Source organism: Bacillus sp. FSL L8-0152, from assembly GCF_038006365.1.
GTDB classification, from domain to species: Bacteria; Bacillota; Bacilli; order Bacillales; family Bacillaceae_G; genus Bacillus_A; species Bacillus_A cereus.
The window spans coordinates 3,984,145-3,998,010 of record NZ_JBBOVB010000001.1; the positions used below are offsets into that span (position 1 = coordinate 3,984,145).

Here is a 13,866-nt window from a genome sequence, read left to right on the forward strand (position 1 = left end):
TTTATTATTTTACATAGTTTTCTTTAACAACTGTTGCACAACGCTCACATAATGTTTCATGTTCAGCATCTTTACCAATTGTTTCTGAAACTACCCAACAACGTTCACATGTTTCACCAGTTGCTTGAGCAACAACAACCGCTGTATGTTCATACTTCGGTGCATCTGCTGGCGCTTCATCCATCATACCACCAAGTTTATACTCAGAAACGATGAATAATTGCTTTAAGTCTTCGCTAATAGACTCTAACATAGCTTTCATTTCTGCAGTTGGATATAGCGTAATGCTTGCATTTAATGACTTACCGATTACTTTTTCATTACGAGCTACTTCTAGTGCTTTTAACACGTCATCACGTAATGTCATAAATGCATCCCATTTTGTTTTTAACGCTTCCGCGTCATCTAATTGTACAGCTTCTGGCATATCAGTTAATTGTACACTTTCTTCTGTTACGCCTGGAATGTATGGCCATACTTCATCAGCTGTATGCGGTAAGATTGGTGTTACAAGTTTTGTTAACGCAACAAGAACATCATATAATACAGTTTGAATTGCACGACGATCTTCGTGATTTGCACCTTCAATGTATAAAATGTCTTTTGCAAAGTCTAAGTAGAATGAACTTAAATCAATTGTACAGAAGTTATGAATTGCATGATACACAGCAGCGAAGTCGTATGTCTCATATGCTTCTTTAACTTTTGTAATTAAGTCATTTAATTTCACTAACATGTAACGATCTACTTCACGAAGTTCAGCTACAGCTACTGCATTTTCACTTGGCTTAAAGTCGTCTAAGTTTCCTAATAAGAAACGGAATGTGTTACGGATTTTACGATACACTTCTGCTACTTGTTTTAAAATATCATCTGAAATACGTACGTCAGATTGATAGTCAACAGAAGATACCCATAAGCGTAAAATGTCTCCGCCTAATTGATCCATAATTTTCTTCGGTACGACGATGTTTCCAATCGACTTACTCATTTTACGTCCTTCACCATCTAGTACGAAACCGTGACTTAATACGCCTTTATATGGAGCTTTACCTGTTACAGCAACTGCTGTTGATAATGAAGAGTTAAACCAACCACGATACTGGTCAGATCCTTCTAAATATAAATCAGCTGGACGCTGTAAATCTTCGCGCTCTTCTAATACCGCTTGGTGAGAAGAACCTGAATCGAACCATACATCCATGATGTCTGTTTCTTTACGGAATTCGCCATTTGGGCTACCCGGATGTGTAAATCCTTCTGGTAATAGATCTTTCGCTTCACGCTCGAACCATACGTTAGAACCGTGTTCACGGAATAAATCTGCTACATGGTTAATTGTTTCATCCGTAATAATTGGATCACCATTCTCAGCATAGAATACCGGAATTGGCACACCCCATGCACGCTGACGAGAAATACACCAGTCACCACGGTCACGAACCATATTATGAAGACGAGTTTCTCCCCATGCTGGTACCCATTTCGTTTCCGCTACAGCTTCTATTAATTCTTTACGGAATGCTTCAATAGATGCAAACCACTGTGCTGTCGCACGGAAAATAATTGGTTTTTTCGTTCTCCAATCATGTGGGTATGAATGTGTAATGAATGTTAGTTTCAGTAACGCGCCTACTTCTTCTAATTTTTCTGTAATTGGCTTGTTAGCTTTATCATAGAATAAGCCTTCAAATCCAGGTGCTTCATTTGTTAATACACCTTTATCATCGACTGGGCAAAGTACTTCTAATCCATACTTTTTACCAACAACGAAGTCATCTTCCCCGTGTCCTGGTGCTGTATGAACACAACCTGTACCTGCATCTGTTGTTACGTGATCTCCTAGCATAACTAATGAATCACGATCGTAGAATGGATGTTTTGCAACTGTGTACTCAAGTTCGCTACCTTTTACTGTTTTCACAACTTCAGCATTTTCCCACTCTAACGTTTTTGCAACTGTCTCAAACAGCTCAGAAGCAATGATATATTTCTCATCATTTACTTTTACAATACTATATTCAAGCTCTGGGTGAACAGAAATACCTAAGTTTGCAGGTAATGTCCAAGGTGTTGTTGTCCAAATGATGTACTTTTCATCACCTTCTAATACATTCTTTCCATCTTTTACAGGGAATGCTACGTAAATAGATGCTGATTTTTTATCTTGATATTCAATTTCAGCTTCTGCTAAAGCAGATTCACTCGTTGGAGACCAGTAAACTGGTTTTTGACCTTTATAGATATAACCTTTTTTCGCCATGTCACCAAACACTTTAATTTGTTGTGCTTCATAAGCTGGCTCTAAAGTAATATATGGATTATCCCAATCTGCACGTACACCTAAACGCTTAAATTGTTCACGTTGACGTTCTACTTGTTCATATGCATACTCTGCACATAACTTACGGAACTCAGCAACTGTCATTTCTTTACGCTTTACGCCTTTATTTGTTAAAGCTTGTTCAATTGGTAAACCGTGCGTATCCCATCCTGGAACATATGGCGTACTAAAACCAGTCATTGATTTATAACGAACAATAAAGTCTTTTAATACTTTATTTAATGCATGTCCCATATGAATGTCACCATTCGCATATGGAGGTCCATCATGCAATACAAATAAAGGACGACCTTTTGTATGTTCTTGTACTTTTTCGTAAATATTCATTTCAGCCCATTTTTCTTGCATTGCAGGCTCACGTTTTGGTAAGTTCCCACGCATTGGGAACTCTGTTTTCGGCATCAGTAATGTATTTTTGTACTCCATGCTCAATTCCTCCTTACATGTATAAAAGAAATACTTAAAAAACGGAATAAAAAAGAGACTTTCTCATCCCAAAAAGGGACGAGAAAGTCTCCCGCGGTACCACCCTAGTAGATCATATACATATGTATAGAATCCTCTTTATATTCTTAACGCGAATACACGCCTACGCTTACTCTATTTGTTCAGCGCGGAACTCCAGGGTGATATTCCCACTATCTCCTTATCCTGAGCTTACACCATCCTCAGTTCGCTATATAAGGTTTGAAAAGGTACTTATCCCTATCTTCGTTTTTCTTAATAAATATGTTGTTTAAAATTATATGTAATAATGAGAAAAACGTCAAGCTTACACTGTTTCTTCTTTTTTCAACAGTTCATCTACTTCGTCTTCTAACTCAATTAGTTTATCCCAATCATCGTTGTTTAACATTTCAAGCTGTGTTTCTAATAACATACGGAAACGAGTTCGGAATACTTTCGCTTGTTTCTTTAGCTCTTCAATATCAAAAGCAACTTTTCTTGATTTTACTAATGCTTCGTTAATAATACGATCAGCATTCTTTTCAGCTTCACGCACAATTAATTTCGCTTCTTTTTGCGCATTACGTTTTACTTCTTCCGCTGCTTCTTGCGCAACAACGATAGATTTGTTTAACGTATCTTCAATATTAGAGAAATGATCTAACTTCCCTTCTAACTGCGCAACTTTTTCTTCTAAAGCTTTTTTCTCACGAATGACCAATTCATAATCTTTGATAATTTGATCAAGAAACTCATTTACTTGATCTTCATCATAGCCACGGAATCCGCGACCAAATTCTTTGTTATGAATATCTAATGGTGTTAACGGCACAACGCCACCTCCAAGTAGTTATCTAAATTTCCTCTTTCAATTATATCTTTTCTTCGACAAAATAGGAGGATTTCCTTCTAAAAAACCAATCATTTTAGTATACCATACAAAATTCTCCATTTGTCGCGTTTTGTTCTACCTTCTACAGAAAATAATTTACTTCGGCCATATCCTCTAACAGAAAAAACGTCTCCTGGATAACATTCATAAGAAGTTTGCTCCACTGTTTTCCAATTGACTTTTACTAAACCATTTTTTATGAAAGGTTGTACTTTCTGTCTAGATAAATGTAACATTTCAGCTAACATAACATCTAAACGAAGTGAAGAAACCGTTCCAGATTTCTCCCCCCACGTTTCATGTATTTGTAGAATTTGTTCTCCTTGCACTGCTGATAAGGAGACTTTTACTTTTCCTATTGCTTGTAAGTTCATCTCAATGTACGATACGATTTCTTTCGCAACTACAATTTGGGCACGATTTTCTTGCAGCAAAATATCACCACATTTTTCTCTCGTTAAACCAAGAGACATAAATGTACCTAATATTTGCCTATGTTCTAGCGTATAAAACTTGGAAGGATAGTCAATTTCTAATACTTCTACTTGAAATTCTTCTTCATTTAATTCTAGATAGTCTGGATAAATGAGTGCTCTTTTACGCTCTGCATTAGGCGTTGCACCACCAAATTGCACAGCGACATCTCCTTGTCCAATTACCATAGAAACAATTTGTTGCTGTCTTGGATCAAGGAAATCTGTTAATTTCACTTGATGGTACTCCGCTGTTCGCTTCCACTCCAGCACTTTATCTACAAAGACCTCTTCATCAGGCCTAAAATGTTCGTAAATGCTCATGTATTTAACCTCTTACTATAAGAAATAGCTGAACAAACTGAACAAACCACTTTTAGCAAGTTTTAACGCAAAAATCGCAACGAGTGGAGAAATATCAATCATACCAAGCGGCGGAATAAATCTGCGGAATGGTTCTAAATACGGTTCACAAATTCGCGCCAAGAACTCTCCAAAAGATGATTCCTTTGCACCAGGAAACCATGATAGGAGAATGTAAATAATCAGTGCCCACGAGTAAATCTCGATAGCAGAACTTAACACCATTAAAACTGTTGTCATGGCGTATTACCACCTCTTTATATTTGTTTCTTCTTCTTCACCGAATAACTCTGAAATTGCACCAACAATATCAACATTTTCAGGTGTACACATAAATGTTTTTGGTCCTATTTTTTGAATGTCCCCGCCTATAGCGTATACAGTACCACTTAAAAAGTCAACGATACGTACCGCTTGATCAGTAGACATTCTCTGCAAATTAATTACAACAGCTCGTCTACCTTTTAAGTGGTCCGCAATCCCTTGTGCTTCCGAATATGTGCGTGGTTCTAATAAAACAACTTTTGAAGATTGTTTTGCTGTTTCAATACTCACAACATTTTGCTTCGGTTGCGCTTTTGGAAACGTAACATCTTGTTGTTCTGGTGGATCTTGCTGCTTTTTCATGTCTGTTTGCTCCTTTTCATAACCATATTGAGCTGCTTCTTTTTCTTCCGGTGTATCAAAAAAGAAGTATTTTACTTTTGACCAACTCATAATAAGATTCTCCTTCCTTTTACGCTTTTCCTACTAAAATCGTTCCCAAACGAATATATGTAGCCCCTTCTTCAATTGCAATCGTGTAATCGTTGGACATTCCCATTGATAATTCTTTACATGGCGCATGTAATAACTCTAGCTCCTGCACCTTTGTTTGCAACATACGTAATTCCTTAAAACAGCGTCTGATTTCTTCCTCTTCTTCTGTAAATGGAGCCATCGTCATTAGTCCAACCACTTCAATTTTATCGAATTCTTGCAAACTTTGAATAAAAGAAACAACCTCTTCTATTGCTAATCCTTGCTTCGATTCTTCAGATGAGGTTTTCACTTGAATAAAGCATTTCACTTTCTTATCAGCACGTTTCTGAATTTCTTTCGCCAGGGAAAGACGATCTAACGAATGTAAATAATCAATTTCATTAATGATTTCTTTTACTTTTCTCGTTTGTAATGAGCCAATAAAGTGCCAATTAACTTTTGAACCGAAATGCTCATATTTCTGTAAGAAACCTTCATTTCTATTTTCACCTAAATCGATAATTCCAGTTTCAATTACTTCGTTTGTTTTTTCAATCCCTACAGTTTTTGTCACTGCAACAAGTTTAATATCTTGCAACGAACGTCCAGCTCGAACGCAAGATTCTTTAATAGCTTCGTTTACAATTACTAAATTTTCTTGTACTGTCACTTGCTTCCTTCCTCCTTAAAACCTATGAAACTCAACATTCTTCCTGTCTTACCTTGATCACGACGATGAGAGAAAAATAGTTGCTCTTCACAGCTTGTACAAAGAGATGACATTACAATATGCTCTTCTTTTATGCCTGCTTGTACACATAATATACGATTAATTTCTTTTAAATTAATTGCGTACTGCCCGTCAGAAATTTTTTGATGAGGAACAGCACCGTTAATTACTTTCTGTGCTGCTGTTAATACACGATCATCCACAACATAACAACAAGATCCAATCGACGGTCCAATTGCAACATGAATTTCATCACTTGAAATACCTTCTGCATTCCACTTTTGAATCATTTCCTTTGCAATCTCTTGTACAGTGCCTTTCCATCCAGCATGCGCAAGTCCTATCATACCATGTGATGGTGCATAAAAATAGAGCGGAACACAATCCGCGTAACAAGACGTTAACAGAACATCTTCATTACTCGTATAAATGCCATCTGTTTTTGAAATGCCGTCCTCATATAAATAAACGCCACTTCCTTTTTCCTGTTGCCCTACTTTTTCAACATGATGATCATGAACTTGTTCAGAGCAAATCCAGTTTTCTAATGGTTTTTGTAACTTATTTGCTAAAATGCGTCTGTTTTCATGAACGTTCTCCACGATATCATTCACATGTAATCCTAAATTCATCGCATGAAAGGAGCCCGTACTTATCCCACCATCTTTTGTCGTAAATCCAGCAGTAATGTTTCCAAGTTCTTTCCACGCTTGTAAATACAGTATACCGTCCACATATTTAAATGGTTCTCTCATAATAAAGCGGCTCCTTTTAATTAAAATAACAGAAAAAAGCATGGTACTTCCTGTCTATTTTACCATACTTTTATTTTTTCATAATCCTAACAGAAAAAAAAGAGGAATTTGTAATATTCTTTATGAAATTGTCGGTGTTTGTATTGATTCTGTTACAGTATTAACAGGATCTACTCTTACAAGTATGACATCCTCCCCAATTTTCACAATTTCCTTCCAAGGAATTACAATCTCAACATCTTTTCCAAAAATACCTAGCATACGTGTCTGTTTGGAAATAATAACAGAACAAACTTGCCCTGTGTTCATATCAATTTCAATATCTCCAATATTCCCAATCCTTTTTCCATCTGAAATATTTATAACATCCTTCATCTGTAACTCTGAAATTCGTATCACCATTTTTACCCTCTCCCTTATATGACGAATTGGAAGCTGTTTCTCATATTTACAGGAAGCCACCTATACGAAACACCATGCTAGTTTCATTATATGAACACTAATCCCCTACTATGAGCACAAACCATATTACATATAAAAAGGTCTCACCATAATTGGTGAGACCTTATCCTTGAATCGTTTTATTCATTTGTTTAATGGCTGACTTCTCTAAACGTGATACTTGAGCTTGGGAAATCCCAATTTCTTCTGCAACTTCCATCTGTGTCTTTCCTTGGAAGAAACGTTTTCTAATAATCATTTTCTCTCGATCATTTAAACGCTTCATTCCTTCTTTCAATGCTAGTTCTTCAACCCACTGCTCGTCCTTTTGTTTTTCATCACTTAACTGATCCATAACAAAGATAGGATCTCCTCCATCATTATAAATCGGTTCAAATAATGAAACTGGATCTTGAATTGCATCTAAAGCAAATACTATCTCTTCATGAGTTACTTCTAGCACTTTTGCAATATCCATTGCTGTTGGTTCTTTTGAATTTTCTGCAATTAACTTCTCTCTTACTTGCAAAGCTTTATACGCAATATCTCGCAATGAGCGCGATACGCGAATCGGATTATTATCACGCAAATATCTGCGTATTTCCCCAATAATCATCGGCACAGCATACGTTGAAAATTTTACATTTTGGCCTAAATCAAAATTATCAATTGATTTCATAAGTCCGATGCAACCAACTTGGAATAAATCGTCAACATATTCTCCTCTGTTATTAAATCTTTGGATGACGCTCAGTACAAGACGTAAGTTTCCATTCACTAATTTTTCTCTTGCGCTTATCTCTCCACTTTGCATTTCACGAAATAATTTACGCATCTCTTCATTTTTTAATACTGGAAGTTTAGCTGTATCAACACCGCAAATTTCTACTTTGTTTCTCGTCAAAGTGTTCCCTCCTATCGGGAGTTGCTGTACAGTGTAAAGTATTTCCTTTGAAGGGGATTTTATGCATATGGTTTTTTCACGATTTTTCATTTAAATTATCTTTCCTAATACAACTAAATAGAATAAGACCAGCCTACATAACGGCTGGTCCTATTCTTCACACCATTTTATTAAATTCTTTTCGTAATCTTTTTATAATTCTTTTTTCTAAACGCGAAATGTATGACTGTGAAATCCCAAGCATATCCGCCACATCTTTTTGCGTCTTTTCCTCTCCTCCAGCAAGCCCAAACCGAAGTTCCATAATTTGTTTTTCACGATCATTTAATTGGTGTAATGCTTTCATTAAAAGGTGACGATCTACAGTAGCTTCTAAATCTTTTGTAATAATATCATCATCTGTACCTAACACGTCAGACAACAATAGTTCATTCCCATCCCAATCAATGTTTAGCGGTTCATCAAAAGAAACTTCCGAACGATTTTTGTTATTCCGACGTAAATGCATTAAAATTTCATTTTCTATACAACGCGATGCATATGTTGCTAATTTTATTTTCTTTTCTGGATTAAATGTATTTACCGCTTTAATAAGGCCGATTGTTCCTATACTAATTAAATCTTCAATATTTATCCCTGTATTTTCAAATTTTCTTGCTATATATACAACGAGCCTTAAGTTGCGTTCAATAAGTAATGACCTTGCTGCCTGATCTCCTTTTGGCAATTTATTCAAAAGAACTTCCTCTTCTTCTTTCGTTAACGGTGGTGGCAACGCTTCACTTCCACCAATATAATAAATTTCATCGGTCTTAATTCCTAATTTCAGCAATACTTTATACCAAAGGTATACTAAATAAAATTTTAATTTCATCATATTATCCCGCCTCTCATTATTAAGCGATCACCATTTTTTGTGAAATCAACATTTTTGGATGCACAATACATTGATACTCCCCATTAGTAGACAGTTGTTGTGTATTTAATCCAATTAATACTTTGTTTACAACAATAGAACTACCTTCATGATCAACTTGCACACTGTCAGGCTTAATTGCCCACAAAAATTGACTTTCTACTCCTACTGCACGGAAAGGAATTAAACGTAATTTTGTCGCCCAACCAGAATCATTTTCTGGTATTTGAGGAATTTCTGTTTTGGAATAAATTTGTTCTGTTAACCAAGATGGTAAGCAATGTTCTAATGATGAAACATGCATAATCATAACGGGTGTTTTTGTTAATGGGTCGTAAAGTTGGTTCCCACTGTCAATAAGACCTGCCAGTTCTAGTTCTTCTTCCGCTAATTGAATTTTTACTTTCACAATTTGGTCATAGTATATTTTCGTGACCTCTACGCTTTCAATACGCTTTTTAGAAAAATAATAAATTACCGGAAAACCAAAAATAACAAATAACCAACTAATTGGATCGCCGTAAGAAATTGACTGAGATTGAACCAATCCATTTACCATTTCATTCGTTTGCAAAAAGAAATGAGTTCCAATTAATCCTCCGCCAACCATAAAGGTTACAAAGTAAAAAGTAAAAACAGTTTGTGCATAATTTCTAAATGTTGTAAACCCAAATGCTGTATACACAATAAGTAACGAGTACAGTAGTTTCATAATTGGATGTGTCATCATAGAAGCAAAAGGAGTAAAGGCAAAAATAACAATAGTTGAACCTATAAATGCCCCTAACACAAGCCTCCATCTTTTGATCTTCTTTTTTAACACGGTAGCTGTTAATAAAAGCAAAAGAAAATCAATGCAGGCGTTTAACAACCAAACAACGTCGGCGTAAACAACCAAACAATTCACCTCTTTTTTCAAGTTGAGACTAGTATAATGCATATCCAATAGGAAAGTGTGTCAATTTGCGGAGGTGTTTTTTTGTTATTTTGTGATTTCTAGACATAATCTGTCGGTAAAAAATAAAAGTACAAATTCATAGAATGATATACTCTTATTTTCACCAACAAAATATATTGAAATATACGAAATAAAAAAAGACCTGCTTAGCAGGTCTTTTCCATTTAAAAAACAAAAAAGGAGCATGAAAGCTCCTTTTTTTATCGTCTACGACGGTTACGTAAAAATGCTGGAATATCGATATCATCTGAATCTGAATGACGCTCATGTACAACTGGCTCTTCACGCTTCATTTCACGTTTTACTTCACGTTGTTTTGAAGGTTGAGCTACTGGTTGTTGCTGTTGTTGCGTGTGGTTCGCATTCGGACGAATAATTGGTTTTGGTGGTTGAGTTGCAATGCTATCATCAAAACCAGTTGCAATTACAGTTACAACGATATCATCTTTTAATCCTTCGTTAATAACAGAACCGAAGATCATATTTACTTCTGGATCTGAAGCTGAAGCTACGATATCTGCCGCTTCTTGTACTTCATATAAGCTTAAGTTAGCTCCACCCGTAATGTTCATGATAACACCTTGAGCTCCATCAATAGATGTTTCTAGTAATGGACTAGAAATCGCTTTTTTCGCAGCTTCTGCAGCACGATTTTCCCCGTTACCAGAACCAATACCCATTAAAGCAGAGCCTCTATTAGACATAATTGTCTTTACGTCTGCAAAGTCTAAGTTAATTAAACCTGGCGTTGCAATTAAATCCGAAATACCTTGAACACCTTGACGTAATACGTTATCAGCTTCACGGAATGCTTCTAACATTGGCGTATTTTTATCAACAATCTCTAATAAGCGATCGTTTGGAATTACAATAAGAGTATCTACATTTTCTTTAAATGCTGCAATACCAGATGCTGCTTGCGTCGCACGCTTACGTCCTTCAAAAGTAAATGGACGTGTTACAACACCAACTGTTAAAGCACCTAATTCTTTTGCAACTTGAGCAACAACTGGAGCTGCACCAGTTCCAGTTCCACCGCCCATACCGGCAGTTACGAAGACCATATCCGCACCACGAAGTGCTTCTTGGATCTGTTCTTTACTTTCTTCTGCAGCTTTTTTCCCTACTTCAGGGTTTGCGCCTGCACCAAGTCCACGCGTTAATTTTCCACCAATTTGCATTTTCGTTTCAGCTTTTGATAGATTTAATGCTTGTGCATCAGTGTTCACAGCGATAAAGTCTACACCTTGTACACCGTGTTCAATCATACGGTTTACAGCATTGTTTCCGCCACCGCCGACACCGATAACTTTTATATTCGCTAATTGATCTTGAGTAGTATCAAACTCTAACATGTCGAAATCCCCCTAGAACCTCATTTTTCGTGTCCAATTTTAATCCCATAAATAACGGAATACACGTTTTACTTTTGACATCATGCGGTCATCATTTTGATTATTATTGTTTTGATTACGAGTTTTTTGTTTTGCAGGTTGCTGTTGTACCGGCGTTGGTGCTGGTGCTGGTACTGGTTCAAAATGCTCTTGCTTTTCCTGCACATTTTTCCCACGTAATTTAGCTTTTTGATAAGAATGTTTAATTAATCCAACTCCACTTGTATATTGGGGCTCACGCACACCAATATAATCAGGAGTTGCTACACGAACATTTTCATGTAAAATATCATATGCAAGGTCAAGAACACCTGGCATAGAAGCAATTCCACCAGTTAGTACATAACCAGAAGCCACTTGCTTTACTCCTAACTTACGCACTTCATCTTGAACAAACATTAAAATTTCCTCTACACGAGCCTCTATTATATCCGATAATTCCAACTGAGAATATTGTTCTGTTTGATCACTTCCCATAATAGGAACCGTAAACATCTCTTCTTCAGATGCTGTATCATAAAAAGCATGTCCATATTTCAACTTAATTTGATCTGCATTTTCTGTTGAAGTTTTCAACCCAATCGCAATATCCTTCGTTATATGGTCTCCACCTAATGGTAATACGCTCGTCGCTTGTAACTCTCCATCTTTAAAAATAGATAAAGTTGTAGATCCTCCCCCCATATCAACAAGGGCTACTCCTCTATTTTTTTCATCTGAAGATATAGCAACTGTTGCAGCCGCTAAAGGTTGAAGACAAATATCAACAATTTCAAGACCTGCTTTTTCTACACAACGAAGTAGGTTATGTAGTAAAGTTCTCGAGCCTGTAATAAGTGTACCTTCCATTTCTAATCTTACACCGATCATCCCGCGTGGATCGTTAATCTCGTCAAGACCGTCTACGATGAACTGTCGAGGTACCACATCAATAAACTCACGTTCTGGAGCAATTGACACAACTTGTGCTGCATCTAGAACGCGTAAGACATCTTCATTCCCGATTTCACGATCTTCATTTGAAACAGCGACTACTCCGTGACAAGGAAGTAGCTGTACCTGGTTTGCATTGACACCTACTACAACTTGCTCAATGTGGATTCCCACCATGCGCTCAGCTTGTTCAATTGCTTTTTTAATTGATCGAACAGTCTCGTCTATATCAACTATCGATCCCTTCTTTAAACCATTTGATTTTACATTTCCAACACCAATAATGTTTAAGCTGTCATTAACCATTTCACCAATGATGACTTTAACATTGGATGTACCGATGTCAAGACTAACATATATTTCATTGCTGTTCATTCTTTGGCACCTCCTTCTTTATTTATACCATACAACTCAATATATGGAACAACAATCGCAACTTTACTATTTATAAGAAAAATATTCAACGTCTTTATACGTTTCCCTTTTTTAACCCTATATTTTTCTTATTTTTATTTAGCATTCAATTAAGAATATCGCAGTAAACTATGAATAACTGCTTATCTTGAAATAATTCTATTTCGAGTGTAAAGTTTACCGCCAAGTATAAGTCTACACTAAGATGTACTCATAGAAAAGTGAAACTTGTACCAATACTAGTATGAATCTAAGAATTTTTACATATTTTTCATCAAATGAACCATTCTTCTAAATTCGTATACATATAATAGAACATTCGTTTTGTTTTTTCTGCTATAATCAACGAAAACTACCATTCTATTCTTTTTTTTCTTCCGCACCTAATTCTTTCGTATATGCACCTACTTCTAAGTCAATTAATACCTTCTTACCTGGCTCAATTGTTTTTAAAATAAGCGGATAGGCTTCCATACGTTTTGCAAAATTTTGAATCGTAGTGCTCACTTCATAACCTTCATTCATATATAAAGTAAGATGATCTTCATTCGCATTCGTTGGTGAATAGCGAATCTCCGAAATAGATTTTAAAATAGCTGGTGTTAATTTTTCTAGTTCAGCGATTAACTCCTTCATTTTCTCTTCTTTAAAAGGTTCGAAAATCGGTGCTGCAACAGGAAGTTTTCCATTAGGTAGTACATCAAGCGTTTTTCCATTTTCTAATAACGGTTGTAATTTTCCCTCTTTATTTATATAACCAATCGTTAAATATTCTTCGATATGAATATCAATCTTGTTTGGAAAACGTTTTTTTACATTTACTGCTTTAATTTCTTTTCGCTTCGTTAAGTTTTCTTCAGCTTTATGTGCTGTCACTCGGAAATAACTTGTATCATATGTCACGCCTGAATCCTTCATTACTTGCTCATCCGTCATATAGTGATTTCCAAACACACTAATCTTTTTTATATTACTAAGCGGAGACCGAAAATAAATTAAAAAGAGCACTAATAAAAATAAAATTGATATGTATAAAATCAATCGATGATTAACATTTTTTTTGTTTTTTTTCTTTTGATTTTTCAATTTTGGTACACGATCTTGTAGTTTAATCACTTTACTATTATTCATGTACGATCCCCCTATGTAACATAAAGAACG

Annotated in this window: 14 protein-coding genes and 1 other annotated feature; all 14 genes read right to left on the reverse strand. The window is 35.9% G+C overall.

Annotation, left to right across the window (positions count from 1 at the left end; translation table 11 throughout):
* Positions 1 to 4: 4 nt before the first annotated feature.
* The gene (gene ileS2 / locus MHH27_RS19805; RefSeq protein ID WP_340943805.1) at positions 5 to 2,770 is read right to left on the reverse strand and encodes an isoleucine--tRNA ligase; all 2,766 of its coding nucleotides are present in this window, start codon (positions 2,768 to 2,770) and stop codon (positions 5 to 7) included.
* Between the two features lie 71 nt (positions 2,771 to 2,841).
* Positions 2,842 to 3,065: a binding site (T-box leader), on the reverse strand.
* A gap of 51 nt (positions 3,066 to 3,116) precedes the next feature.
* Positions 3,117 to 3,623 (reverse strand): septum site-determining protein DivIVA, encoded by a 507-nt coding sequence (divIVA, locus tag MHH27_RS19810; protein ID WP_001131611.1) that lies wholly within the window; start codon positions 3,621 to 3,623, stop codon positions 3,117 to 3,119.
* 89 nt (positions 3,624 to 3,712) lie between these two features.
* On the reverse strand, positions 3,713 to 4,480 hold the full coding sequence (locus MHH27_RS19815) for a YlmH family RNA-binding protein (RefSeq protein ID WP_000029713.1): 768 nt from the start codon (positions 4,478 to 4,480) through the stop codon (positions 3,713 to 3,715).
* Positions 4,481 to 4,495: 15 nt separating this feature from the next.
* On the reverse strand, positions 4,496 to 4,759 hold the full coding sequence (locus tag MHH27_RS19820) for a YggT family protein (protein ID WP_000214324.1): 264 nt from the start codon (positions 4,757 to 4,759) through the stop codon (positions 4,496 to 4,498).
* A 6-nt stretch (positions 4,760 to 4,765) separates the two neighbouring features.
* Positions 4,766 to 5,236 carry a cell division protein SepF gene (locus MHH27_RS19825; protein WP_000119129.1) on the reverse strand — a complete coding sequence of 157 codons (471 nt, stop codon included), beginning with the start codon at positions 5,234 to 5,236 and terminating at the stop codon, positions 4,766 to 4,768.
* Between the two features lie 19 nt (positions 5,237 to 5,255).
* Positions 5,256 to 5,930 (reverse strand): YggS family pyridoxal phosphate-dependent enzyme, encoded by a 675-nt coding sequence (locus MHH27_RS19830; protein ID WP_000218011.1) that lies wholly within the window; start codon positions 5,928 to 5,930, stop codon positions 5,256 to 5,258.
* Positions 5,927 to 6,745, reverse strand: coding sequence for a peptidoglycan editing factor PgeF (gene pgeF, locus MHH27_RS19835; protein WP_090977176.1), 819 nt, complete (start codon positions 6,743 to 6,745; stop codon positions 5,927 to 5,929). The genes MHH27_RS19830 and pgeF overlap by 4 nt, the downstream gene beginning before the upstream one ends.
* 120 nt (positions 6,746 to 6,865) lie before the next feature.
* A complete protein-coding gene (locus tag MHH27_RS19840; RefSeq protein ID WP_000236749.1) occupies positions 6,866 to 7,147 on the reverse strand; it encodes a YlmC/YmxH family sporulation protein in 282 nt (93 codons plus the stop codon).
* Between the two features lie 163 nt (positions 7,148 to 7,310).
* Entirely contained in the window at positions 7,311 to 8,090 is a 780-nt protein-coding gene (gene sigG, locus MHH27_RS19845) for an RNA polymerase sporulation sigma factor SigG (RefSeq protein WP_000197755.1), read from the reverse strand.
* Positions 8,091 to 8,247: 157 nt separating this feature from the next.
* Entirely contained in the window at positions 8,248 to 8,967 is a 720-nt protein-coding gene (gene sigE / locus MHH27_RS19850) for an RNA polymerase sporulation sigma factor SigE (protein WP_000976948.1), read from the reverse strand.
* 19 nt (positions 8,968 to 8,986) lie between these two features.
* Entirely contained in the window at positions 8,987 to 9,904 is a 918-nt protein-coding gene (spoIIGA, locus tag MHH27_RS19855; RefSeq protein WP_141553450.1) for a sigma-E processing peptidase SpoIIGA, read from the reverse strand.
* Between the two features lie 260 nt (positions 9,905 to 10,164).
* Positions 10,165 to 11,319, reverse strand: coding sequence for a cell division protein FtsZ (ftsZ, locus tag MHH27_RS19860; protein ID WP_000888984.1), 1,155 nt, complete (start codon positions 11,317 to 11,319; stop codon positions 10,165 to 10,167).
* A gap of 39 nt (positions 11,320 to 11,358) precedes the next feature.
* A complete protein-coding gene (gene ftsA, locus MHH27_RS19865) occupies positions 11,359 to 12,666 on the reverse strand; it encodes a cell division protein FtsA (protein ID WP_001087557.1) in 1,308 nt (435 codons plus the stop codon).
* 399 nt (positions 12,667 to 13,065) lie between these two features.
* On the reverse strand, positions 13,066 to 13,836 hold the full coding sequence (gene divIB, locus MHH27_RS19870) for a cell division protein DivIB (protein WP_001065789.1): 771 nt from the start codon (positions 13,834 to 13,836) through the stop codon (positions 13,066 to 13,068).
* Positions 13,837 to 13,866: the final 30 nt, after the last annotated feature.

Excerpts from the sequence above, each read along its gene's own strand:
- MHH27_RS19825 (WP_000119129.1), bottom strand. The coding sequence starts at position 5,236 with ATGAGTTGGTCAAAAGTAAAATACTTCTTTTTTGATACACCGGAAGAA.
- divIB (WP_001065789.1), bottom strand. The coding sequence starts at position 13,836 with ATGAATAATAGTAAAGTGATTAAACTACAAGATCGTGTACCAAAATTG.
- MHH27_RS19820 (WP_000214324.1), bottom strand. The coding sequence starts at position 4,759 with ATGACAACAGTTTTAATGGTGTTAAGTTCTGCTATCGAGATTTACTCG.
- MHH27_RS19840 (WP_000236749.1), bottom strand. The coding sequence starts at position 7,147 with ATGGTGATACGAATTTCAGAGTTACAGATGAAGGATGTTATAAATATT.
- pgeF (WP_090977176.1), bottom strand. The coding sequence starts at position 6,745 with ATGAGAGAACCATTTAAATATGTGGACGGTATACTGTATTTACAAGCG.
- ftsA (WP_001087557.1), bottom strand. The coding sequence starts at position 12,666 with ATGAACAGCAATGAAATATATGTTAGTCTTGACATCGGTACATCCAAT.
- ileS2 (WP_340943805.1), bottom strand. The coding sequence starts at position 2,770 with ATGGAGTACAAAAATACATTACTGATGCCGAAAACAGAGTTCCCAATG.
- sigE (WP_000976948.1), bottom strand. The coding sequence starts at position 8,967 with ATGATGAAATTAAAATTTTATTTAGTATACCTTTGGTATAAAGTATTG.
- ftsZ (WP_000888984.1), bottom strand. The coding sequence starts at position 11,319 with ATGTTAGAGTTTGATACTACTCAAGATCAATTAGCGAATATAAAAGTT.
- MHH27_RS19815 (WP_000029713.1), bottom strand. The coding sequence starts at position 4,480 with ATGAGCATTTACGAACATTTTAGGCCTGATGAAGAGGTCTTTGTAGAT.